Genomic DNA, 23,091 nt, shown 5'->3' on the forward strand with positions numbered 1-23,091 from the left:
GGGACGACGGAATCCTTTTTTATATACCTTGATGCGCCAGCTTTCTTTTCTCCAAAGTGATCAGAATAGAGATAATAAGCAGCAAACCACTTAGTAAGATCAAAAAGCCTCCCAATTCGGGAATAAAATATTTTAAGCTTCCACCTTTAAAGCCCATACCTCTCAAAAACTTGAAATGCCAGGTCAATGGGAGAATGTTACTTACATATTGCAGCGATGGAGGCAGCATAGCCACTGGCAATTGAGCGCCGCTCAGTAAAAACGAAGGCAGTATAATTAGCATGAGGCGTGGGGAAGCTTTTCCAGGATTGGCCGCATTCCACCCTAAAGCCATCGCAAACAAACCCAACGTAATCGTGTACAGGAGAAATGGAATACTGAGCTGCCATACATTCGCTTCAAAGCGTAGTCCGCCAATTTGCTTAAGTAAACCAATGGACAGGTAAAAGGACACACATCCTACTAACGCATACGGCAACACCCTAAGAATCAAGCCATACGAATGCTGAAGCTCCTCTTTTAATCTTCCTTGCTCCCGCAATCGCGGGACAATTGTCAGTACAGTAGCACCAATCAGTGAAATCATGACCGTATTAATGAACCCCATAACCGAGGTCATCAAAGTAGCATTGGTAGGATTATATAACAGGCGCTGCTGAAGCAGCATATTGGAAGTAAGCCCTGTAACCTGACTGTCACTCATTCCCATACCCTTTAATCCACCACCAGCCAGCATCGCATTTTCCGTCGCCATGATCTCTGTGACTGCCGAGCGTAGATTTCCAGTAGCCTGACCTACCGTATTATCTACATAAAAACCGATGTTGCTCTGAACTCCTTTAATCCTATTTTCCTCCAACCCAGCTGGAAGGTAAATCACCGCAAAAAACTTTTCATTATATAAAAGTAAATTCGGATCGGTTTCGTTCTCTTGCACATGGCGTACATCAATATACTGCGATGCATCTAATTTATTAATAAGCTGTCGGCTATAACTGCTATGATCTAAATCGACTACAGCTACAGAGGCATCGTTAAGCTGATTATTTTTAAAAACAAATCCAAAGGCAACAGCTACAACGATAGGAACGAGCAGCATAATAAAAACCATTTTGCCGCTGATCATCAGCTTCCATTCTTCTATAAACGCCTTCATTTCGTCACAACCTCTACCGTCATTCCAGGTAATAATTCAGATGTTCGCTGGACATCCACCCGTATTTGGAAGGAGCTGATATCCGACAGACCTTTGTCCCGACTCATTCTCATGTTGGTATACTGAGGGGCAGAAGTAATGTACCTCACCTTGCCTTGGACATCTTTATCTAAAGCTACAACGTGCGAAGTCACATTTCCCCCAGCTTTAAACTGTGATATGGAATCCTCGCCCACGTAAATATCGTAGTATAGCTGATTGGTTTCAATAACGGCGCCCGTTGCCCCCGTAGAAACGATCTCTCCCATTTTAGGTACAATACGTGCCACTTTACCATCTGTAGATGCCTTCAGCACCATACGTCCGCGCTGCAATTCCAAAGTTTTGAGTTGAACAATCAATGCCTGCTTTTGTTGAGCCAGAAGATCCACATTGTATTCGCTATTCTTAACATCTTTTCGTGTTTGCGAGGTTTGAGTCAAGGCTTCCTTGGCTTTTTCTGTTTTGATACGAGCCTGCTGGCGTTCCTCAGCAGTTGCGCCAGCCTCCATTTTATCCAAAGCGGTTTGCTGCTGAGCGATCCCATTTTTAGCAATGTCCGATTGTTTGCTAGCCGCTGTAATCTGGTTATTGGCAATTTCAACCTGATCCTTAGCTGTATCTAACGCGATTTGGGCATTATCCAGTTGGTTTTTGGCGTTATCCAGTTCTGCTTTGGTTCCAGCTCCAGCATCATATAACGCTTGAATACGGTTGTAATTCACTTTAGCCAAGTCCAGAGCCTGTTGTCTGGATGCTACTGTTTTTTGCGCGATTTCCGCATTTCTTTTGGCTGTCTCTACTCCTGTCAGAGCTGCGTCCAACGATTGCTGTGCTGCTTCAATAGCCAGCTTTTGTCTTACAATATCCTCCGCACGTGTGCCTTGGTTTAATAAGGACTCTCCCGCTTGCGCAGCTTGAATGTCCAATTGCCCCTGTTTTTCTGAATTCGAAATTTTCTCCGACTGATTTTGCAGCGCGTCTTTAGCCTGTTTTATTTTCACATCAGCCTGTGCGATATCCGTTTTTAATTTCTCAATTTGCAAATCAAGGTCTACAGGATCGAGGGTCATGAGCACATCCCCTTTTTTCACCTGTTGTTCTTCCTTCACCTCAATCGTGTTTACTCTTCCCCCTACACCCTGAAAAGCAACATTCACGGTATCCGCCGTAAGCAGTGTATTTTTTTGTTGGGCTGCCATACTCACAGCATCCTTGCCGCTCATTGCCATTAGCGTACCCCCGGTACCTAACGCGACAATAAGTAATACGTACACAATGATCTTTTTGTTCATTACAATAAACTCTCCTTCATGATGATTTAGCAATGATAGTTAAAAATTAATAGTCGAAAACTAATAAGTAACCTGATAGTACGACGTCTAACTATTTGAGTTGGGAAATTTTTTTATTCCCGTTTTATCTGTTCAAGTCCTGAGGAAAGCTTATTTAATAACGTAGCAAATAGAATATGATCTTCCTTCGTAAATTCATTCATCAAATCAGCAAAAAGCTGCATCAACAACGGAATTCTTTCCGTCATTAACTGTTTACCTTCATTAGTCAAGGAGATTGCAGTCATACGTCGATCCGTCAGCGTACTTCTCCGGATGATGCCGTCTCGTTCCAGCTTATCAATTACACTGGTTACTGTTGAACGAGTAACTCCTGAATATTCAGCCAGCTCGGATGGAGTCAATGCACGTTCATGAAGAAACAATGGCATTAAAATTTTCAGGTTGCCTACAGACAGCCCATATTCCGACAGTCTGGAAGACACTCCATTGTACACTTCATGCGCTGCCTGCACGAAAAGTACCAACGTATTCAACGATTGGGAGTCCGCATTTGGAAACTTTTCTGCCAATAAATTTATTCTCTTGGGATCAGCATTGATATTAAAATCAGAATTCAATCTGAAGCTCCCCCTCTGTAATTAGTAACCATACTATACGTCGTCAAATAGTTATGAGTCAATATCTTTTTTGTTCATTGAAATAAAAAAGGTCTCCAAGCTCCTTTTTAGGAGTCATGGAAACCTTTCTGCCTTAGAAAAACCGTCCCTTTTTCAGTACCAGTGGAATTCCGCCAATGATGAACAGATAGCGGAGATCCACAATTTTTTTCAATTGTGCGGCCACCCAACCTTTTATTTTGCGTTTGCCCACCACGGCGACGGCTTCCCCTTTTCCAAGAGAAGCAACCGTCCCTTTGTTGGAAAATATGAACTTGTGCAGCTCCTTTTTGCGAAGAGTAGCGGCCAGATTCTTGGCACAAAGAACCCCTTGCTGCATCGCAATTTGGGCAGTCGGTGGATAAGGGCGTCCTTCAGGATTAAACATCAGGGAGCTGTCCCCGATAATAAAAATATCATCGTGGCCCGGTGCACGCAGAAAATCGTCGATTTTCACCCTTCCGCGCATCACTTCGAATCCGGCTTTCTCGATTAATCCGTTCCCACGGATCCCTCCCGTCCAGACCACCGTGCACGCTTCGATTTTCTCCCCCTCACCAACGATTACACCATCCTGCAAGCATTCCTTAATCGGAATTCCAATGCGGAAGGTGACCCCTTTACGCTTAAGGACGTTCATCGCATACTCCACCAGCTCAGGATCGAACCCTGGCAGCGCCGTAGGAGCTGCCTCGACGTTAATGATTTGAATCCGGTTAAAATCGATGTCATAGGCTCTGGCCAGCTGTGGCAATCGATCCGCCAATTCTGCTACAAACTCAATGCCGCTAAAACCAGCGCCTCCTACGACGAAATTGAGGCGACCTGGTTTACCGTCATTTTTATACAGGGCCAGCTGGTATTCAATATGCTCACGAATCAGGCGAACCGAGTTAATACTGCGAATCGTCAGCGCGAACTTATCCATTCCCGGAATACCGAATGTTTCTGGCTCGCCGCCTAATCCAATGACCAAATAGTCATAGGAGAGTGATCCATCCTCCAGCACGATTTTTTTCTCCTTCGGTATGATTTCCTTAACCGTTCCTTTGACTAAATCCACCTTGAACTCATCGATTAGCTGGGCAATCGGAATCCTTGAATGCTCAATCGTATCCGTACCTGCCGCAGGCATATGAAGATGTGTCGTAATATAGTGGTAATCATGTCGATTGATCAGTGTGACATCCGCCTCATTGTGCTTGAGCTCCTTTTGCAATTGCTGAGCCGTCAATATACCGCCATATCCGGCGCCCACAATGACAATTTTGGGAATACTGCTCATGCTTCTACCCCTTCCGATATACATAATCATTAATTATTCACAGCTGTTCTCTCAAAACGGTTAATTTATACTCACAGAAAAGTCTTCATCAAATATTAACCGCTTTAACTTTGCAAGCGGAACCCAGCAGTTTATAATGATAAACAGTGAATCATGCGTTCGGCGGCTATCTGAACCTCTATGCGGCTGATTCAATGTCTACAAATCCCATACTATCCCTTTCGGAGGTGTTTTAGAGTGACAGCTCAATCCACAGGTGCGGAAATCCGCGATCTGATTATTATCGGAGGCGGTCCAGCCGGTATTTTCGCCGCTTTTTACGGGGGAATGCGTCAGGCGTCCGTCACCTTAATTGAAAGTATGCCCCAACTGGGCGGCCAGCTTGCAGCCCTTTATCCTGAAAAATATATCTATGACGTCGCTGGCTTTCCTAAAGTGACTGCACAGGAACTGGTTAACAATTTGGTTCAACAAATGAACCACTTTAATCCAGAGGTGCAGCTAGAAGAGAAAGTCGTATCATTAGAGAAAAAGGAAGAACGCCACTTCATCGTAAAAACAGACAAAGGTGGCGAGTATCATGGTAAAGCGGTTATTATTACCGCTGGTGTGGGTGCTTTCGAGCCGCGCAGACTGGAGCTTCCAGGTGCCGAACGTTTTGAAAAAACGAACCTGCATTACTTTGTCAGCGACCTGAGCAAATTTGCAGGCCGAAAAGTGCTAATTAGCGGTGGTGGTGACTCTGCTGTAGACTGGGCACTTATGCTGGAACCGATTGCAGAACAGGTTACATTGATTCACCGCCGTGACAAATTCCGTGCGCATGAACACAGTGTCGAAAACCTCCTCGCTTCCAAAGTAAACGTTATTACACCAACGGAAATTACAGAATTGCATGGAGAAGACACAATTACGAAAGTCACTCTTGCTCATGTAAAAACCAAAGAAACACAGGAAATCGAAGTGGACGATGTGATCGTTAACTTTGGATTTGTATCCACACTTGGCCCGATTGCTGAATGGGGAATTGAAATCGAAAGTAACTCTATCGTGGTCGATTCTCGCCAGGAAACTAATATTCCCGGCATTTTCGCCGCTGGGGACATTACGACCTATCCAGGCAAGCTCAAGCTGATTGCGGTCGGCTTTGGTGAAGCTCCTACGGCAGTCAACAACGCCAAGGTCTATGTAGATCCAGATGCCAAGTTATCTCCTGGTCACAGCAGTAACATGAAATTGTAGTCTAGTTTAGACTATGACAAAAAAGGGTATTTTACTCCAAATTTGAATCTTTGGAGTGAAATACCCTTTTTTACGGTGTGCCTATTCGTTGCAGTGATTGTCCGTAAAGTCATCCGAACCCTGAATGACTTCACAGTCGCAGTACGAGAGCTTGTCCGGTCTAATGAAGGACTACGGCTGTATTCATCTCTAACTTTCTTTTGTGAATCTCAGCCAGCAACAGTGCAATGAAGTCACATTCAAGTTTAAGCTCGATTGCCATCTGATAGGAATCCAAAAGCATTTCATCCGTCAGCATAGCCATCCTCGACACAACCTTTCCTTTTATTTCAAAATCTATTCTATCAAAATACCAAAATCGGAACAAGCGTTCTGTTATCCACAGTCAATTGTGGAAATCCTGTGTATAAATTGTTGGTAAGTGTCGTTAACCCATATATGTGACAGGGGATAATGTGGACAATATTTATACACAGAATTTTGACGCTCGAACACAAAAAAAATATTTTTATTATTTATATAAATATATTATATTTAGCGTCTTGTTAATAGATTATATTGGAATTTTTTTAAAGAAATCAGAAATTTATTGAGGTCTTGTATTAACCTCTAAAATCCATACCCGTCCACTCTGATCAAGCCCGTAATCAAATCCCAGTTGTCCGATCCCAGGAAATCTTCTTTCCAGTACAGGAATACAGCGCTGTGTAAGTTGAATGATTTCGCGCCGCTTTTGAATAGCAAGCCGCCGGGGATATATCATCCGAAGCGCCTCTGTTCCCTTCAGCAAAGTTCCCCCTTTGCACAGATTTGTAATGACCAGTCCGGGACGAGCATGACGTGCAACCACCGCACGAAAATCCCATGTCTGCCCTTCCTTCACGACTTTGACTCGATAGTCGACAGGTCTACCTTGAATACTTGCCAGTTGGATGCCTTGTTGAATGAGATATGGACGTTGGATTCGGAGCTTATGGATTCCGAATACAAGTGCTCTAAAATGACTGAACCGATGTGTATGCTCCATACGCGTACAGGCGTATCCTCTACGCTCCTTTGCCACACGCATGACTCCGATTCCTCCGCCTCCTTTTACAGGTTTTATAAATACAAAAGCATGCCGCCGCAGCATCATGCGCAATTGATCTTCACTATATAGACAGGTTTCCGGTATATAAACGGCGGTATGTGGATGGTGCAGCAGCGCCTTCGTCTTTAGCCATTTGCTTGCAAGTTGTCTCATCTAACCCTCTCCTTTCGCCGTCAGGTATACTTATACATACTCAACAGGAATGTTCTATTCTTGGATGATTGTCCGCGGCATGTGTCTATTTCGACAAGATCATGGCGAACGGTAGCATGCACCGAACATCACTGATACAATGACAATAATCTACTACCATTTGCACGGAGCAGCGGAAATTACCGGCAAATCGTTTTTTCAACAAGGAGGTCAACTCATGAATAGCAAAATTGGCATCATGGACATTGGCTCAAACTCCATACGTCTGGTGATCTATGAAATGACAGAGACAGGAGCCTATCGAATTGTGCAGGAATGCAAAGAAGCTGCCCGACTGAGCGAAAAGGTTGGGGCCAACGGCCGTATGGAACGGGAGGCGATTCGAAGCATCGCTCCATTGCTGCGCCAATTTATGGCGGTATGCCATATGCACGGGGTTGTCCGTATGCGTGCAGCAGCAACAGCAGCCATCCGCAATGCCACGAATTCGGACGAAATCGTCCAATGGATCGCGGAGGAGACAAATTTAACACTGGAAATACTGAGCGGAGAGCAAGAAGGCTATGCCGGTTTTCTGGGAGTAGTGAACACTATGAATGTGAGTGACGGAATCATTATTGACATCGGGGGTGGCAGTACCGAAATTACGTTGTTCCGCGATCGAGAACGACTGCATACTGTGTCATTTCCCTTTGGCGCCGTCAATATGAATTGGCGCTTTGGACGTGAGGTCAAGAATGGCGAATGGTCTCCTCAGCAGATAGAGGAAATGGAGAGCTTTGTCCGTTCTTCCCTGCAAAATCATGATTGGATCTTCTCCAATCCGGGTCTGCCATTCATCGGGCTAGGTGGAACCCTGCGTACTTTGGCTAAAATCAATCAGAAACGACTGGATTACTCACTTCCTGTGACGCACCATTACGAAATGACGATAGAAGATGTCGATTACTTCTATGACAGTCTGCCCCATCTGCCCTATGAAAAACGCAAAAAAACAGCCGGCCTGTCCAAGGACAGAGCCGACATCATTGTACCGGGTCTTATTATATTGAAAACGATATTTGAAGCTGCTCAAGGCTCCGCGTATTTAGTCAGTGGAGCGGGTCTGCGAGACGGCCTATTTCATGAGCTGGTCAACGCTGAACAGCCCGTGGTAGCTAATCCGCTTATCACATCCATTCGCAATATCCTTTCGTTTGCTGTCCCGGTTAGCGAAGCGCATGTCAAGCGGGTTAACGAGTACGCCGTCCGGCTCTATGACACATTAGCTAGCGGAACCTCAGCGGCTATGGACAAACGCTTGTTACTGACCGCAGCAACTCTTTACAAAACGGGAGCTGCCTTGAATTACTATCATTTCCGCCAGAATTCCGTGTTCTGGATCTTACATGCAGGCATTGGCGGTTTATCCCATAGGGAAACGGTACTAGCCGCGTTGATCGCGGATTACCATCCCAAGAACCGGACACCCCGTTTGCTACGCACACATGCAGATATTTTGGAGCCTTCCGACGAGGAACGTGTACATCGACTCGGCTCGCTGCTCCAGCTCGCGATTGGCATGGATCGGAGTGAGTCCGGAATGATTAGCAGCATCAATCCCACTACAGGGGATGATGCACTGCATCTTCGTCTGGAAAGCAAGAGTGAACCCATATTAGAACAACGGGAGCTGGAATCAGTTGCCAAGGATTTCCAAAAGGCGTGGAATCTTACATTGTCGTGGTCCATTCTACCTTCTTCCAATTTCTAACCTTCATCGCTTCAGATTGGCTCCTGATGGGAGCCTCTTTGTCGTTTCTGGACACAAATTGATAGCTGCCGTTAGGCATAAGCTGGCGTGCCTTCACATTATCTCTTAACGATAAATGCAGAATATCTGCCAGCATTTCTTTGATCCCGTCATCATAAATCGGGCACATCAGTTCAATTCGGCGGGTCAAATTTCGCGTCATCCAATCCGCGCTGGACAGAAACAACTCAGAATTGCCTCCATTTTCAAAATAAAACAATCTGGAATGTTCCAGGAAGCGGTCTACAATACTGATGACACGTATGTTCTCGCTGAATCCTTCCACACCCGGACGCAAACAGCAGACCCCTCTAATGATAAGATCAATCTTCACACCTGCTTGGGAAGCCGCATATAGTTCATCGATCATCTCCTGATTGGATAAGGAGTTGATCTTGGCAATAATCCGGGCGGGCTTACCTGCCAATGCTTGCTCAGCTTCCCTACGGATGAGTTCAAACAGCTTGTTCTTCATTCCCGTTGGAGCCACCGTAAAAGCTTGCAAAGTCTTGAGCGCAGAGAATCCCGTAATTTCATTAAACAGTTCGGAGGCATCCTCGCCAAGTACCGGATCCGACGTAAACAATCCGATATCCGTATACACGCGCGCCGTGCTTTCATTATAATTGCCTGTGCCTACGTGCACATATCGTTTGAGTGCGTTGCGCTCATGGCGTATGACAAGAATGATTTTGGCGTGCGTCTTCAAGCCAACCAGCCCATACACTACGTGACAGCCTGCTTTTTCAAGCGTACGCGCCCAAGCAATATTACGTTCCTCGTCAAAACGGGCTTTCAGCTCCACCACCACCGTTACCTGCTTGCCCGATTCGGCCGCACGTGCCAATGCCGGAATCAGCTTCGATTCCCCGTTGACACGGTACAGGGTCATTTTGATTGCCATCACATCCGGGTCCTCTGATGCCTCAATGATAAAATCAGTTACCGCATCGAATGATTCATACGGATGGTACACGAGCACGTCCCGTTTGCGAAGCACGTTGAAAATATCCTCTTGCGGGGGCAGTTCTTCCGGATACAGTGGTTTGATTGCCGGAAATTTCAAATGCGAATACCCCTCCAAATGATCGGCAAAAGACGACAAAAACGTCAGATCCAACGGCCCGTCCATCTCAAACACATGATCGAACAGCTTGAATTCGCGTTGAAGCTCCATCAGGGCATAGGGATGAATCCCTTTTTCTACTTCCAGTCTTACCGGTGCCCCCCGTCGTCTTCGACGCAGCTCTTTTTCAATCTCTTCGAGCAAATCTTCGATCTCTTCTTCATTAATGGACAAATCGGAGTTACGCGTAACACGAAAGGCATGAACCGCCTCCGGAACATATCCGGTGAACAGCGTTTGAATGTGATGCTTGATTAGTTCCTCAATTAAAATAAATGATTTCTTCTTGCTGTTCGACCGCAAAGGCACCGTAACAACACGTGGAATATTCGAAGGCACCTGCACAATGGCAAAAAGTGGTTTATCCTCCTCCGTATCCCCAGGACGTCTCAAGACGACCGCTAAATATACGTATTTATTGTGAACGAGTGGAAAAGGACGGCTCTGATCGACCGCCATCGGCGTGAGCACCGGAAATATAATTTCATGAAAATATGCATCCAGCGACTTGCGCTGTGTCGTATTTAAGTCTTCATATTCGAACAGTAAAAGACCCTTTTTCGTCAAGAGGCGAGAAATATCACGATAGGTCCGGTATTGTTCCGATACCATTGAGACGGTACGCTTGATCAGGCGTTTGTACAAACCGGAGGGGGTATATCCCGTAAAATCCTTTTGCATAAAACCCGCCTTGATCTTCTCGCGCGTCTCTGCAACACGAACAGCCATAAACTCATCCAAATTGCTAGATACAATCGCCAAAAATTTGGCTCTCTCCAGCAACGGTGTATCTGCATCCTGAGCTTCCTGAAGCACACGGCGATTAAATTCAATCCAGCTTAAATCTCGGTTAAAGTAACGTTCTGACCCGGCTTTATCTTTATTCTGACTCTCTATCAACATATGGCCTCCATCAATTCATGCAGTATAGTTACCCTTTATTGTACTATTAGATGAAACGCACTAGCATCACAGCAGTGTAAACGCAATGTAAAATGTGTGTAAACACAAACTGGATGTTTGAAAAGGTCAATCGGATGCTTTACAAAAATAGCATTAAGCGGTACAGTGTTTACGTCTGTTTCATAGAGTAGATTGACGAACCGTTCCTTTTTCAGTTGTTTATGTTCATTATGATGTGTAGTAACCACTTAGAAGCCACGTTCAATTGCTGATTTTTAAATGGCATGATATAGGGAGGATTTACGTTATGGAACCCAAGAAAACGCCACGCGTACTGCAAAAAAACATCGAATTTTTCACCGCGGCGCTATCTCAACACCTCGTTTCGGTCTGGCAAGAGGACCCTACAGGTGTATACTGTGAGATTGGCTGTGGATATATCGAGTTATTCAGTAGCGAGATGATTCGGGTGCGCAATCAAGATGGAACCCCAAGCCATTATGACCGCAATATTACCATGTTTCAGTTAATCACGAAGGATCAGCCGATATAATTATTATATGCTATGCCTGCGCTGTTCTTCCAGATTAGAATTGTTTTATGTTACAATTACCGATTTTCATATCTGCTGAATCCTGCAGTTTTTCCAAAAAGCGCCTCAGAGCGCTTTTTTTGTCGACTTTTTTTGAACATCGTTTCGAAAAGCAGTATGATAAGGGAGCATATTACCTAAATTTAAAGGGGAATCAACCGATGGAGCATACAACATCAGATGGACGCATCCTGGTTATGACCGCGGTTGAAGGCGAACGGGAAGCTGTACTGCGGGGCCTGAAAGGCGATACCCGTTTTGTGGTCGAGCTGGCTGGCGTGGGCGCACCGTCCGCAGCGGCTTCAACCGCGCTAGCACTGGCGGCGGCTGGTGACTATCGGCTGGTTATCAGCGCCGGAATTGGTGGCGGCTTCGTGGAGGTCGCTGCACTGGAAAGCGTCGTTGTTGCTGACGCGATCATTGCCGCCGACCTGGGTGCCGAGACGGCAGAGGGCTTCAGCAGCGTGGACGAGCTGGGTTTCGGCTCAAGCCAAATTGCCGTGAATGTTGCCACCGCACAGCGATTCGTTCAGGCGTTGCATGCCGCTGGACAGACAGCTGTCGCGGGGCCGATCCTGACCGTCTCCACGGCCACCGGTACGGCGGCAACAGCGGAACAGCTGGCCAAGCGCGTTCCCGGAGCTGCTGCCGAAGCGATGGAAGGCTACGGCGTAGCCGTGGCGGCAAATAGGCTGGAACTGCCGACGATGGAAATCCGCACGATTTCCAATGCTGTCGGTCCACGTGACCGTGCAGCCTGGCGGATCAAAGAGGCTTTGCAAGCGTTGGAAGCCGCATTTTCTACATTAACGGAGGTTATATAGATGCAAATTGCTTTTTCACCTTGTCCTAACGACACTTTTGTCTTCCATGCCCTGGCGCATGGATTGATTCCGGGCGCACCCGCGCTGGACATTACATTTGCCGATATCGACATCACCAACAATCTGGCGATCACACCAGACGGACTCGATATCATGAAAATTTCGTATGCTGCACTCCCTTGGGTGCTAGATGAATATGCCCTGTTGCCTTGCGGGGGCGCACTGGGCCGGGGTTGTGGGCCGCTCGTGCTGACCAGGGAAGGTTCCACGATCGAAGGCCCGAAAGCCCTGTCTGGCAAGCGTGTAGCCGTTCCGAGTGAACGTTCCACTGCCTATCTGCTGTTCCGCCTGTGGGCAGCCAAGCATGTGCCTGGGGGTGTCGGCGAGATCGTCGTGATGCCGTTCGACCAAATCATGCCTGCTGCCCGTGACGGGGAGATAGATGCCGGACTGGTTATTCATGAAGCACGGTTCACGTATCCGTCCTACGGACTTAGTAAGCAAGTCGATCTGGGGAACTGGTGGGAAGAAGATACAGGGCTGCCGATCCCGCTCGGAGCTATCATTGCCCGCCGTACGCTGGATCTGGATGCGATCACAAACTGGATACGCGCCTCTGTCGAATATGCTTGGAAGCATCCTGAAGCTTCGCGTGAATATGTATTGTCTCATGCGCAGGAACTTTCACCCGATGTCGCCCAATCGCATATCGACCTTTACGTAAACGATTTTACCGCCAATCTGGGCGACAGCGGATATGCCGCCATCGAAGCTTTGCTTGGTCGCGCTGCGCAGGAAGGGCTGGTACCTTCGTTTGATTTAGCCCAACTGCGCCCTACTTCCACAACAACACGTTAAAAGGGACAGACATGCCATGCATGTTTTCATGCTGAATAGAGTAGTTTAAACATATAAAACCTCCCGAACGAGCACATGGCCTAGCCAGGCGCCCCATTCGGGAGGTTTTATCATTTCATATGGCGAATCCTCATTCGGACTCGCTTGATCCTTATTCTTAGTTCTGTTCCTGCTCCACAACCTCGGTCTTAAATACGTTATCCAGTTTGGTACCCAATCTTTTGACCAGCGGCACCTTGATATCCCGGCTCAGCTCCTTGAAAAAAGCGTCCATGTCACAATTAATCTTATCCAACACGACCTTCACGGTACCCTCTTCCAAGATCTGCTCATTCAGATCCTCCGGTACGGTAACCGAGATATCATACTTCTTGCTTAACGTTTTAATGTAGCGGGTAAAGATTTCGATAAGCTCCTCATTGTTGAACTTCTCAACTGCAACTTGCCCTTTGTTAGTAAATTTCAAATTCACTCTCACGTTAGCATTTCCCCTTTTCCTTTTGACCATTTATTTTGGATAAACGTTGAACCTTTCAGAGGCTCTTCAAAGAAAGGGCCTTACCGGTCGTTTTAGACTCTTGTCCTTTGATATACTAAGTATAACACATTAAGGCCGTTTTCATTTCCCAACTTGTCGTTTTATGATAAAAAATGATACAATTTGCGCATTTTCAGCATAAATTCTTTCTTTTCATGCCAATCATTAGAAATAGTTTATACACAAATACACAAAAAAACGCCTATCTCGCAAAAGAAAGACGTTTCCGTATAGATGCCTAAGTGGTATGCATTTACAGAGGTTTCGTACATTCCCAACCGTGTGAACGATACTCACGCACAGCGTCTCGTATATCCTCAATATCATCAGAATGCAGCAAAACGGCAGGTAGAATTACCCAATATTCATTCTCCGCTAGATCAATAAATACGTCCTCGACATCGTAATATTGCATATCGCCAAATGCCGTATCCCTAATTTTCTGTCCAACCAAAGGTGTAAACTGGGAATCAAATGTTTTCATCACCTTCGTATATTCCTTCACGCCCGTTGCCGAGATCTGCTGTGAAATAATGACGCTCAATGCTGTTACCTCCCTGACCTAATAATGCTCATTATACCCTTCTCTCAGACCTTCTACAAAACCTTGTGCAAAAAAAATCATAAAAATCAATAGGCCGATGCCAATAGCTACGGAGCTGATTACGATAATGAAGATACCCTGCGTGTCTCTTTGTTCCATCTTTTTAGTCAAAATTCCGAAAACAAGACCTATGATCCCCAACAAGCCTCCAACGACAAAAAAACTAAATACGAACCCCAAACCTGCAAAAATCCAGCCAAATAGAGCGAGCACCCAGCCCTGCGGCTGTGGCTCACTCTGTTTCATCTGCCAGCGTTCCCTCGCTGTAGGTGTATATCTGTCCATTCCTTAGCTCCCCCGCTCATTGCATCTCTTAAGAAAAAAATTCGCTCGCCTTCTCCCGATGGACAGGCTTGATATGCATGTCCAACACTTTCAAAGCTGCCAGCACAACCCCCGCATCATCTGTAAAACCCAACATTGGAATAACATCTGATATAGCATCTAATGGAGAAATAAAATACGCCAAGGCTCCGAATGCTACCCCTTTGGCATACAGAGGCGTTTCAGGATCTATCGCACAATAGTACATAGCCACCGCATCCTTCACAAAGGGAACTTTTCCAGCCGTGGACTTTACCTTGTTGAAAAATCCCTTTTTCACCTGTTCTTCCTGTTTTGGATCATACTTGGCTTTGGTTACGTCAAAATCCTTCATAGGTTCCTCCTCTTGCTGACCGGTGAGTTTGAAAGTGCCATCTTCCGCTTACAAGCGGGTAACTCTGAACCGTCATTTTCACTAACTCAACAGACTTATAGTCATATTTTACTATGGCCTCCTTTGATATTCTAGTATATTTTTCCTATTCCTTGCTCCTATGTATTTGTACAGGCTTTTGCTTACGATTCCAGAACAAACTAAACGACCTTTCCCATTAGAATTTCGAGAAAAGGCCGTTACTAAAACAATATGAATCTTTTACTGTTTACCGTTGCTATAAATCGTGCTTAACTTGGATGTTGCTCTGATGCCATTCGGACCTTCAATAATGGCATGTCCTTGTTCAGTATAGCTCGATCCTGCCCAGTCGTTTGACATATCCAAATATTCTAGACCTGATCCATTTCCTTTCCAAGACCATCCGAGATAACCTACACCTTTTTGTTGGGCATAACTCATAATAGTGGCCTCGTCAACATCACCATTTGTATGCTTGATTCCGAATTCTCCAATGATGAGAGCTAGATTTTTGTTTAATACATTGTCAATATTGCTTTTTACTGTTTCGGCATTTCCCCCAGCGTATTCGTACATATGAATGGAGAACATCGTATTTTTAAGCGGATCGGCATCAAACACTTGCGTTCCGTAGTCAAAAATCGACTTCGGATATTGCCCCCACCCAGCGGCGTCAACCATAATGGTATTTTTGATGCCAGCATTTCTTAGCTTTGGAATAACTGATTTATACCCCTGTGCCCAGCCGTTCCCATCCCAAGTACCAAACCATTCATTCGCGATGTTGAGAATGACTGTATTTTCTTTTCCAATCAGTGCACTTTTCATTTCAATCCAGTAATCTGCGATTTTATTCAACACAGCAGCATTATCATTTCCCGTACCATCATGTACTTCAAGGATAACAACCAATTTGTTTTGTTCTGATAAAGTGATCAGGTTTTGCAACGCTGACAAATCATCTTTCGTCCATTGTTGACCGTCAGACAGCACGATTCTAATCGTGTTCGCTCCGGTTTTGGCAATTGCAGGTATCGCAACCGACTCTTGACCTTTGTACCAAGTGTAAGCGTGATTAACTCCTCTCATGACAAAGGGATTTCCGTTGCCATCATAAAGCGTCGTACCTTTAACATAAAATCCTGTATTTTGAGAGGAGTCGGAACTTGTTGTTACTTTTAAGACATTACTTGGTTCCGAAATATTGCCTGCTGCATCTTTCGCTTTTACAGTGAAGTTGTAGGATGTGTTCGCAGTGAGACCCGTCACTGTATAACTTGTTGTGGTGCTCGTGCCTACCAGATCTGTTCCGTTATAAATAACGTAGCCAGTAACACCTACATTGTCTATTGAGGTCGTCCATGTAAGAGTGACAGATGTGCTCGTCTTGGATGAGCTTTGGAGGTTTGTTGGGGCGGTTGGAGGTGTCGTATCTGTTGTCGTATCAATCTGTGTGAATCTCCACCTTTGCTGAGCGCTACCGTTGTCGGCCCATTGTTGAACGTTTGCACCGTCATGGGTATAACCACCGACAACATCCAATGCTTTACCACTAGATTGCGAGATCAGCTTATAATATCCACCACCAACGTCAATGATTTTCCATTTTTGCTGAGCGTTCCCGTTGTCTGTCCATTGTTGAACGTTCGCTCCGTCATGGGTATTACCACCGGCTACATCCAATGCTTTGCCACTAGATTGCGAGATCAGCTTATAATATCCACCACCGACGTCAACCACTCTCCACTTCTGTTGCTCCTTTCCGTTATCGGTCCATTGTTGAACATTCGCTCCGTCATCCTTTGATCCCCCTTCAACTTCCAGGCTTTTTCCGCTATGCTGTGCAGTAATTTTGTAAACAGCATCTGAAATAATATCCGATTGGGCAGACGGTGTTGAATCAAGCGCTAGATTAGTAACTCCATCATTGTTAGCGCTTACAATCATGGTCGGCAATATATAAACAAGCATACTCAACGAGATCAAACACGACAATAACTTCTTCATTTTGTAACCTCCAGGTAACCAGCGTTACAATTCACCGTTTGCTCGAAGTTTCCAACATTTCTATTTAACTGCATCTCGACTTACCCCTCTCCCTTAGCTTATATATTCAAATTTCCATCCCTTAGGCACGTACTACGATCTCTCCCTTCCGGCCATAATTCGGAAAAGAAAAAAGAACCAAAAAGAGCTCTATCCCAATATTAGGTAAACGCTTTCAATTATTCCAAACTAATTATGTGATTGGGAAATGAATTCTTACTCATTCTAGTTTACGTTATACTAAATGTCAATTGTTAGCATAACAAAAATACGTAAAATACAATCATTATAAAAAAACAAACATCCTATAAACATAACAAATTAGTGATATTGAGTACCACGTTTCTTTTATCACCTCTTTTTTTGCTCTAAAATATTATATTCATTGAATTCTTTACATAAGAACGAAAACTAGAAAAAAAACAAAAAACCTTTAACGTAATTTTGTTAGTTTAATGTTTTTTTATAACAGTACATCTTGTTAGCTAATTTGGTACGACAAACCTCTTTGAAAATCATAGTCAAAAAAAGCACGCTATATTGGTGCTTCCAATATGCGTGCATGAAAGAAGTTATTGAAGTTCTTCTTGATCCATCGCCCCCCCGTTAATCCTCAAATGTCTCACCGTTCTGATACTTGGTGGATAACTCTATTCTTTCTTTAATATTTACCAGATACACACTGCCTGCAATCAGCACCAGTCCCACAACAAACGTCAAAGTAAGTGATTCCTTGAGCATTACCATACTAAAGACCGTGGACAACACCGGTATCATAAACGTATAGGAGCCGACGGTTCCTGCATCTCCGTTATCGATCAGTTTAAAATAAATCATCCAGCCCATCGCAATCACGAATATCGAAATAAACAATAAAATCGCGATAAAGGAGGTAGTCCAGTGAATATCGCTCCATTTCTCGGTCGTAAATCCAATCCCATTGAGTATGATCCCCCCAAAAATGAGCTGCATCGTCACCGCCCAAATGGAGTCCAATTGATTGCTTTTTTTCTTCATATAAATCGTTCCAAGCGCCCAGCACAGTCCTGAAGCTAGCCCCAACACAATGCCCAGTACCGACAAATGCCCTGCCATCCCACCAGAGCTAATCACGATCACCCCGCCAAAACCCAGTACCAGTCCAATGACCTTCAGGGGAAACATACGCTCCCCCAACCACATCCAAGAGAATAATCCCAACAAGATCGGCTGAAGGAACACTAAAGTGGAAAATAACCCAGCAGGCAAATAACGTAGCCCTACCGTCTGCAAGCCATAGTAGCCTGCAATATTAAATATGGCCAGCACAAGATAAGTCCACGCATTCTGTCTAAAGCGCAAGGTTTCCCGGTGACGCATAGCGAACAATAGCAGAATCACACCACCCAGTAGGGTACGGATTCCTGAAAAAAATATCGGCGGTGTATCTGGCAAAGCCAGCTTGGTCAACGGCCAGTTGATCCCCCATACCATCACTAATATCAAGACAAGCCACAGTGTAGCTTTAGGTGTTAATTTTTTCATAGATGTCTTCTCTCCCTTAGATTTTCATCGCTCATTGCTACCGACTAAAATCTGAATAGCCGTTTGCAAAGTTTTGCTTTACTAGCGTATACTGTGATCACTAATAAATAAAATGAATGTTTTCAATAAGGGAGATAACTTTTCACTTATGACCATTACTCAAATTATGATCTTCGTTCGCGTAGCTGAAACGCTAAGCTTCACCCAAACTGCTCATGAGCTGCATATGACGCAGCCCGCGGTCAGCCATGCCATCGCCAGCATCGAAAACGAGCTGGATGTCCAGCTATTGCTGCGCGACCGAAAAAAAGGAGTGCTGCTGACAGACATCGGGCACAAGGTACTGCTGCAATTCCGTATGATGCTGCAAAGCATGGAAAAGGTACAGCAGCAGGTGGCTGCTGAAAAAGGTCTAGACGTGGGCACGATCACGATCGGTGCCTTTCCTTCTGCCTCAGCCTATTTTCTGCCCCCGATTATTCATCATATTCGTCAGCATTATCCGAACCTTGTTTTCGACCTACATGAAGGCTCCACGAATGAAGTCAAGGAGTGGGTTCATACCAGAGAAATCGAAGCGGGTATCATCCTGCTACCAGACCCTCAGGTAGATGTCATCCCTTTATGTCAGGATGACATGGTTATTCTCCTGCCAGACGGTCACCCTCTACAATCGCACAACAAAATCGCCATTCGAGACTTGAATGAGCAGGATATGATCTTTTGTAAAGGTGGACATGAGGTCGCCATTATGGAAGGTTTTGAACGCGAACAAAGTCAGTTGCAGGCACAATTCATTACTCATAATATCAGCACCTTGGTCAGCATGGTTCGACAAGGACTGGGTATGGGCATTGTTTCTTCACTCGCCTTGTCCACGTTCCCCCATGATCTGACCGTCAAGGAGACTTCACCTCTGATCACACGCCAAATCGGTATCGCTGTACCATCCCTGCATAATGCTTCACTTGCTGTACAGTTATTTGTGCGAACCGCGCAGGAGCTATTTACGGATTCGAAGCAGTAGAAGCATTGGATCATGATCATAAGGAGGTCTATTCATATGCAGAGAAATCAAATCATTCGACCAAATAGCTAAATTTCTAACCCATTTCAGGTGGTTTTAGGGAAAGACGGAAACAATTCGTGGGGCCGAAACAATTGGTTGCCTATGCTGGACTACGACAAAGAGCAAATCAAAAATTAAAGGTCTATTAAGAAAAGAAAAAGAAAGAAGGCAAGCCTTACAAGGTAGCTGGGATCGCCTGCGCCAACAAGCTTTTACATCACATATAATACATTAATTCCACTGGTATATTATTCTAGTGCGGCGGGTAACCTATATGTTGAATACCTGCAATTTTTAAACTAGGAGGCTTTTGCATGAATGGCCATCTCGTTATTTTGATCAGAAGTTTCTCTGCATTCGTTATCCTCATGCTAATTGGGAGAATACTGGGGAAGCAAACCCTCTCCAATATGAACTTTCACGAATTCGTGACGGCGGTCATATTAGGGGCTATAGCAGCCAACTTTGCCTTTAACGAAAAAATAGAAGTTGTCCACCTATTAATAGCCCTGTCTGTTTTTACAATTACTTCTTATGTTTTATCCAAGTTTTTTTTGAAATTCAGAAACTTTAAGATGTGGACAGAGGGAGCACCCACCGTTCTCATAGAAGGAGGGTTCATTCTCGAAGATAACTTAAAAAAAAATAATATGACATTAGATTCTTTAAATCAACAGCTTCGCCAGAAAGAAATTTTTAATATAGAAGAAGTGGAGTACGCCCTCCTTGAGATTAACGGAAAACTATCTGTTCAAAAGAAAAAGGAACTGCAAGCCGTGACATTAAAAGACCTGCAGTTGAATGCAGGTAATGCCACACAGTTCCCAATTGAGCTTGTAATCGACGGACAGCTTTTACATGGCAATTTAAACTCCAATCATATTCCCGAATCATGGCTGCTGTCTCAACTGAAGGCACGCGACAAAAAGTTAGAGGACGTATTCTATGCCGTTAAAGGCAGCAACGGCCAACTCTATGTGGATGAATATAAGGATAAAATCCAGCATCCAATTGATGTGGAGTAGTATTGACTTGCGGTCAATAGTTACCTGAGATTCAACGTAATCAGATAATTGTATTTGGCAGCGTGCTTAAGCTCATCCAATATGATACCGTACACCGTGTCCTTATAGATGCCAGCAGGCAATCCAAACCAGATGTTGCGGTATCGTTCCACCGCACCCAACTCCCCCATCAAGGCGCGCTGTAAACCTTCTGTATAAGATTGCACCCTCTCATATTGCTCACTACTGATGCCTGCAATTTCTTGTCCTGTCAAAGCCCGATACATCTCTCTGAACATTTTATTGTGGCCGCGCTCATCGTTACGGATGCTTTCAATAATAGCCACCTGCTCTTGTGAGGGAGCCAAATTGATCAATTCATCGTAGAACAACTCATCGTTACGCTCCCCTTGTACCGCTTCCTTTATCATTTGTACTGCTTTCGGAAATCCTGTGTTCCAGATAGGTACAAAATTGGCCCGCATATAGTATGAATTTCCCCAGTAAGAAGGTACTTGATACAAGTTTATCTCCTCCCGATGTTAGTTTTTAGAAAGTATATGCGCATCTGCCCATGTCGGTTCCTAACATTAGGAAAAATGACTGTTTCGCACACTCCTAGTCGCCCTTTTCTAGTGAAGTAATGCTAGTGGCTATTTGACTTACCAACATACTGGGTTGATTATACTGATGATAGCTAACACAGGGGAAGAACTCACTAAAAAATTAATTACGATTTGTGTCATAGTTGAAAGTGCTGCATCTATTGCTATAAGCTACAGAGAAATAGACGAGAGACTCCTTGACAAACATTAGCTGGTTTTCTTGTCTTAATATAGTCTACTAAAAAAACAAATAGGAGTTTTCCATAAACGGAAAACTCTTTCGCACTTTAAACAATCTGCTTCTATACTTTCTTCAATGTCGGACCAATCCACCAGCCAAATCATCCCAGCGCCAAGAAACTTCATGTCCATGGAGATGCAGCCCCCCAAACCACTCATCGATCCCTTGAACTGCAATGCGGTCCGCTGATCCATTCAGTACCTCTTTACCCAACTCTGTCAGAATTACCTTTCGGTTCAGAAAATCCGGAATTTGTCTGAAATCCAAGCCAGCCCCATCCCCGTCAATCATCAGTAAAGGATGTTCACCTTGCACCAAAGCACGAATAAATTTCCAGTATTCGAGATCACCCATGCCGAGCACATGCAGAACGTCTGTTACCTGACGAAATAATTCCAATGGCGTATCCACTCCATTATGAACGGTCTGAAGCGTGGTCTGTTCCACAATGCCAAGACCATTCCGCTCCGAGGGCAACCGCTTGAGATGCGCTGTGAAAGCTTCATAGGCAAAAGGCAGACCGGAGGCTGCCAATTCTGCCTTCTTGTCTTCCAGCAGATTAGCCATTTGGGCAGGATCGGGAGAAGCATACGCCTGCCAAAGCTCGCTTCCGAGCTCCATTTCTTGCCGTCCAATGGTCCGCCAGGTCCCGGATAATGTCTGAAGCTGTGCCGGAGTGAGCTGTCCCAGACCATGAAACCGTTCGATTCCCGGAAACTCCCCAATACAGAGCAGGCTCAGCTTCGTGCGGCCCAGTTTCTGTCTCTTGAACCAGTGGAGCAGATAGGCGAGCATACTCTGATCAAACAGGTCATGTTCAAACCACAACACGACTTCATCATACTTAATAAACTCACGAAGTTTCTGCTCTTGTTCCTCACACCCCGTAATATATTCGCTGGCCGGAATACCCATCGTTTCCTCCAGGACCCGGGCCCGCAGTACCCGTTCTTCAGCCCCCGCTGGATTTGTAAATATCGGTCCTGCCGGATATACCTCTCTCCATACAAGCACGTCACCTTGTACAACACCCTGCTTCAACATGTCACCTACAACATCACCGTTAACAATATGTAGCATGTTTTGCCCTCCCTCATACAAATGATTGAACACGGAAACGAGGTCGGCCACCGGGAGTGTACCTTTCAATTTTCGGCGGGCATCGTGCAGCCGCTTCTTAAGCGTCGGGACCGGAGTGCCCAGATAATCGGAAATTTCCTGAAGAGAGTAACCGTAAAAATAAAACAATCGCAGAGGCACGCGCAGCTTGGCAGACAGTGCCTTCACCGATTGTTGCAGAACTTGGCTCTCCTCTCTACGCTCCGCAATTTCTGCCAAACCCGGTACTCCTCCCGATACCTGCACAGCTTCATCCAGAGGAAGCACCGAATGATGCTTGCGCCGCAGCATCCGCTGACACTGTCTTACGACAATGGTCTTGAACCAGCCTGGAAAAGCGGACGGGGTCTGCAGCTTCTCCAGATTCTGATAAGCCTCTATGAACGCATCCTGCACGGCATCTTCCGCGAGATGGACATCCTTCAGCATGTCATAGGACACGGCATATGCCATTCCGCGAAAATGCAGCATCAGCTGCCCGAACGCTTCCGCGTTCCCTTGCCGCGCCTTTTCAACCCACTCCCTCATACGTTCCTAGCCTCTTTTCTTTCGTGTTCTTAATCTTAAGTGCCAACTCCGTGGGGGAAGGTTACAAATCATATGATGAAAAAATGAAATGATTGATAAATAGCGTCACTGAACACAGCT

General features: G+C 45.2%; 22 protein-coding genes. 7 read left to right on the forward strand and 15 right to left on the reverse strand.

Translation table 11 applies throughout. The features are described from left to right. Positions 1-19: 19 nt before the first annotated feature. From BM358_RS17955 to BM358_RS17970, 4 genes are all read right to left on the reverse strand, one after another. Positions 20-1,156 carry an ABC transporter permease gene (locus BM358_RS17955; protein WP_028541450.1) on the reverse strand — a complete coding sequence of 379 codons (1,137 nt, stop codon included), beginning with the start codon at positions 1,154-1,156 and terminating at the stop codon, positions 20-22. Beyond that, entirely contained in the window at positions 1,153-2,490 is a 1,338-nt protein-coding gene (locus BM358_RS17960; protein ID WP_028541449.1) for an HlyD family secretion protein, read from the reverse strand. The genes BM358_RS17955 and BM358_RS17960 overlap by 4 nt, the downstream gene beginning before the upstream one ends. A gap of 113 nt (positions 2,491-2,603) precedes the next feature. Then, positions 2,604-3,110: a MarR family winged helix-turn-helix transcriptional regulator gene (locus BM358_RS17965; protein WP_028541448.1), complete on the reverse strand. Its 507-nt coding sequence runs from the start codon at positions 3,108-3,110 to the stop codon at positions 2,604-2,606. Positions 3,111-3,243: 133 nt separating this feature from the next. Then, the gene (locus BM358_RS17970) at positions 3,244-4,434 is read right to left on the reverse strand and encodes an NAD(P)/FAD-dependent oxidoreductase (protein WP_028541447.1); all 1,191 of its coding nucleotides are present in this window, start codon (positions 4,432-4,434) and stop codon (positions 3,244-3,246) included. A 237-nt stretch (positions 4,435-4,671) separates the two neighbouring features. Here BM358_RS17970 and BM358_RS17975 point away from each other — a divergent pair, with 237 nt between their 5' ends. Continuing rightward, complete coding sequence (locus tag BM358_RS17975) at positions 4,672-5,676, forward strand: NAD(P)/FAD-dependent oxidoreductase (protein ID WP_023990157.1); 1,005 nt, start codon at positions 4,672-4,674, stop codon at positions 5,674-5,676. Between the two features lie 160 nt (positions 5,677-5,836). Here the strand turns inward: BM358_RS17975 and BM358_RS17980 are convergent, their stop codons facing one another. Next, a complete protein-coding gene (locus BM358_RS17980) occupies positions 5,837-5,980 on the reverse strand; it encodes a sporulation histidine kinase inhibitor Sda (protein ID WP_023990158.1) in 144 nt (47 codons plus the stop codon). A 282-nt stretch (positions 5,981-6,262) separates the two neighbouring features. Next, the gene (locus BM358_RS17985; protein WP_028541446.1) at positions 6,263-6,919 is read right to left on the reverse strand and encodes a YheC/YheD family protein; all 657 of its coding nucleotides are present in this window, start codon (positions 6,917-6,919) and stop codon (positions 6,263-6,265) included. Between the two features lie 217 nt (positions 6,920-7,136). Between BM358_RS17985 and BM358_RS17990 the strand changes: the two genes are divergently transcribed. Then, positions 7,137-8,672, forward strand: a complete 1,536-nt coding sequence (locus BM358_RS17990) for a Ppx/GppA phosphatase family protein (RefSeq protein WP_028541445.1) — start codon at positions 7,137-7,139, stop codon at positions 8,670-8,672. Here the strand turns inward: BM358_RS17990 and ppk1 are convergent. Continuing rightward, entirely contained in the window at positions 8,632-10,740 is a 2,109-nt protein-coding gene (gene ppk1 / locus BM358_RS17995; protein WP_028541444.1) for a polyphosphate kinase 1, read from the reverse strand. The two genes, BM358_RS17990 and ppk1, sit on opposite strands and share 41 nt — an antisense overlap. A gap of 307 nt (positions 10,741-11,047) precedes the next feature. On the opposite strand from ppk1, the gene BM358_RS18000 reads away from it, so the two are divergent. The 3 genes from BM358_RS18000 to BM358_RS18010 all read left to right on the forward strand — a co-directional run bounded on the left by BM358_RS18000 (position 11,048) and on the right by BM358_RS18010 (position 13,014). Then, positions 11,048-11,293 (forward strand): hypothetical protein, encoded by a 246-nt coding sequence (locus BM358_RS18000; RefSeq protein WP_007431922.1) that lies wholly within the window; start codon positions 11,048-11,050, stop codon positions 11,291-11,293. Positions 11,294-11,493: 200 nt separating this feature from the next. Beyond that, the gene (locus BM358_RS18005) at positions 11,494-12,156 is read left to right on the forward strand and encodes a futalosine hydrolase (protein ID WP_028541443.1); all 663 of its coding nucleotides are present in this window, start codon (positions 11,494-11,496) and stop codon (positions 12,154-12,156) included. Beyond that, on the forward strand, positions 12,157-13,014 hold the full coding sequence (locus BM358_RS18010) for a 1,4-dihydroxy-6-naphtoate synthase (RefSeq protein ID WP_028541442.1): 858 nt from the start codon (positions 12,157-12,159) through the stop codon (positions 13,012-13,014). Between the two features lie 157 nt (positions 13,015-13,171). On the opposite strand, the gene BM358_RS18015 is transcribed toward BM358_RS18010, so the two are convergent. The 6 genes from BM358_RS18015 to BM358_RS18040 all read right to left on the reverse strand — a co-directional run bounded on the left by BM358_RS18015 (position 13,172) and on the right by BM358_RS18040 (position 18,405). Continuing rightward, positions 13,172-13,492 (reverse strand): hypothetical protein, encoded by a 321-nt coding sequence (locus BM358_RS18015; protein ID WP_023990165.1) that lies wholly within the window; start codon positions 13,490-13,492, stop codon positions 13,172-13,174. Positions 13,493-13,805: 313 nt separating this feature from the next. Beyond that, positions 13,806-14,096: a hypothetical protein gene (locus BM358_RS18020; protein WP_013311821.1), complete on the reverse strand. Its 291-nt coding sequence runs from the start codon at positions 14,094-14,096 to the stop codon at positions 13,806-13,808. An 18-nt stretch (positions 14,097-14,114) separates the two neighbouring features. Continuing rightward, a complete protein-coding gene (locus BM358_RS18025) occupies positions 14,115-14,441 on the reverse strand; it encodes a hypothetical protein (RefSeq protein ID WP_023990166.1) in 327 nt (108 codons plus the stop codon). Positions 14,442-14,469: 28 nt separating this feature from the next. After that, positions 14,470-14,814, reverse strand: coding sequence for a YkvA family protein (locus BM358_RS18030; protein ID WP_049828405.1), 345 nt, complete (start codon positions 14,812-14,814; stop codon positions 14,470-14,472). 261 nt (positions 14,815-15,075) lie between these two features. Next, positions 15,076-16,842 carry a cellulase family glycosylhydrolase gene (locus tag BM358_RS18035; protein WP_081819213.1) on the reverse strand — a complete coding sequence of 589 codons (1,767 nt, stop codon included), beginning with the start codon at positions 16,840-16,842 and terminating at the stop codon, positions 15,076-15,078. A gap of 645 nt (positions 16,843-17,487) precedes the next feature. After that, complete coding sequence (locus BM358_RS18040; RefSeq protein ID WP_028541440.1) at positions 17,488-18,405, reverse strand: DMT family transporter; 918 nt, start codon at positions 18,403-18,405, stop codon at positions 17,488-17,490. 148 nt (positions 18,406-18,553) lie between these two features. Here BM358_RS18040 and BM358_RS18045 point away from each other — a divergent pair, with 148 nt between their 5' ends. Next, on the forward strand, positions 18,554-19,432 hold the full coding sequence (locus tag BM358_RS18045) for a LysR family transcriptional regulator (protein WP_028541439.1): 879 nt from the start codon (positions 18,554-18,556) through the stop codon (positions 19,430-19,432). Between the two features lie 356 nt (positions 19,433-19,788). Continuing rightward, positions 19,789-20,499: a DUF421 domain-containing protein gene (locus BM358_RS18050; RefSeq protein ID WP_028541438.1), complete on the forward strand. Its 711-nt coding sequence runs from the start codon at positions 19,789-19,791 to the stop codon at positions 20,497-20,499. A gap of 20 nt (positions 20,500-20,519) precedes the next feature. Here BM358_RS18050 and BM358_RS18055 read toward each other — a convergent pair whose 3' ends face one another. Together BM358_RS18055 and BM358_RS18060 are read right to left on the reverse strand one after the other, a co-directional pair. Further along, positions 20,520-20,963: a ferritin-like domain-containing protein gene (locus BM358_RS18055; RefSeq protein ID WP_049828413.1), complete on the reverse strand. Its 444-nt coding sequence runs from the start codon at positions 20,961-20,963 to the stop codon at positions 20,520-20,522. Between the two features lie 433 nt (positions 20,964-21,396). Beyond that, positions 21,397-22,971: a sigma-70 family RNA polymerase sigma factor gene (locus tag BM358_RS18060; protein ID WP_028541436.1), complete on the reverse strand. Its 1,575-nt coding sequence runs from the start codon at positions 22,969-22,971 to the stop codon at positions 21,397-21,399. Positions 22,972-23,091 lie beyond the last annotated feature (120 nt).

This window comes from Paenibacillus sp. cl130 (assembly GCF_900116035.1).
GTDB classification, from domain to species: domain Bacteria; phylum Bacillota; class Bacilli; order Paenibacillales; family Paenibacillaceae; genus Paenibacillus; species Paenibacillus polymyxa_B.

Coding starts and splice junctions, on each gene's coding strand:
- BM358_RS18060 (WP_028541436.1), bottom strand. CDS start 22,971: ATGAGGGAGTGGGTTGAAAAGGCGCGGCAAGGGAACGCGGAAGCGTTC.
- BM358_RS17980 (WP_023990158.1), bottom strand. CDS start 5,980: ATGGCTATGCTGACGGATGAAATGCTTTTGGATTCCTATCAGATGGCA.
- BM358_RS18045 (WP_028541439.1), top strand. CDS start 18,554: ATGACCATTACTCAAATTATGATCTTCGTTCGCGTAGCTGAAACGCTA.
- BM358_RS17990 (WP_028541445.1), top strand. CDS start 7,137: ATGAATAGCAAAATTGGCATCATGGACATTGGCTCAAACTCCATACGT.
- BM358_RS18040 (WP_028541440.1), bottom strand. CDS start 18,405: ATGAAAAAATTAACACCTAAAGCTACACTGTGGCTTGTCTTGATATTA.
- BM358_RS18010 (WP_028541442.1), top strand. CDS start 12,157: ATGCAAATTGCTTTTTCACCTTGTCCTAACGACACTTTTGTCTTCCAT.
- BM358_RS18055 (WP_049828413.1), bottom strand. CDS start 20,963: ATGCGGGCCAATTTTGTACCTATCTGGAACACAGGATTTCCGAAAGCA.
- BM358_RS17985 (WP_028541446.1), bottom strand. CDS start 6,919: ATGAGACAACTTGCAAGCAAATGGCTAAAGACGAAGGCGCTGCTGCAC.
- BM358_RS18000 (WP_007431922.1), top strand. CDS start 11,048: ATGGAACCCAAGAAAACGCCACGCGTACTGCAAAAAAACATCGAATTT.
- ppk1 (WP_028541444.1), bottom strand. CDS start 10,740: ATGTTGATAGAGAGTCAGAATAAAGATAAAGCCGGGTCAGAACGTTAC.
- BM358_RS18050 (WP_028541438.1), top strand. CDS start 19,789: ATGAATGGCCATCTCGTTATTTTGATCAGAAGTTTCTCTGCATTCGTT.
- BM358_RS18030 (WP_049828405.1), bottom strand. CDS start 14,814: ATGAAGGATTTTGACGTAACCAAAGCCAAGTATGATCCAAAACAGGAA.
- BM358_RS18035 (WP_081819213.1), bottom strand. CDS start 16,842: ATGAAGAAGTTATTGTCGTGTTTGATCTCGTTGAGTATGCTTGTTTAT.
- BM358_RS18005 (WP_028541443.1), top strand. CDS start 11,494: ATGGAGCATACAACATCAGATGGACGCATCCTGGTTATGACCGCGGTT.
- BM358_RS17955 (WP_028541450.1), bottom strand. CDS start 1,156: ATGAAGGCGTTTATAGAAGAATGGAAGCTGATGATCAGCGGCAAAATG.
- BM358_RS17960 (WP_028541449.1), bottom strand. CDS start 2,490: ATGAACAAAAAGATCATTGTGTACGTATTACTTATTGTCGCGTTAGGT.
- BM358_RS18025 (WP_023990166.1), bottom strand. CDS start 14,441: ATGGACAGATATACACCTACAGCGAGGGAACGCTGGCAGATGAAACAG.
- BM358_RS17970 (WP_028541447.1), bottom strand. CDS start 4,434: ATGAGCAGTATTCCCAAAATTGTCATTGTGGGCGCCGGATATGGCGGT.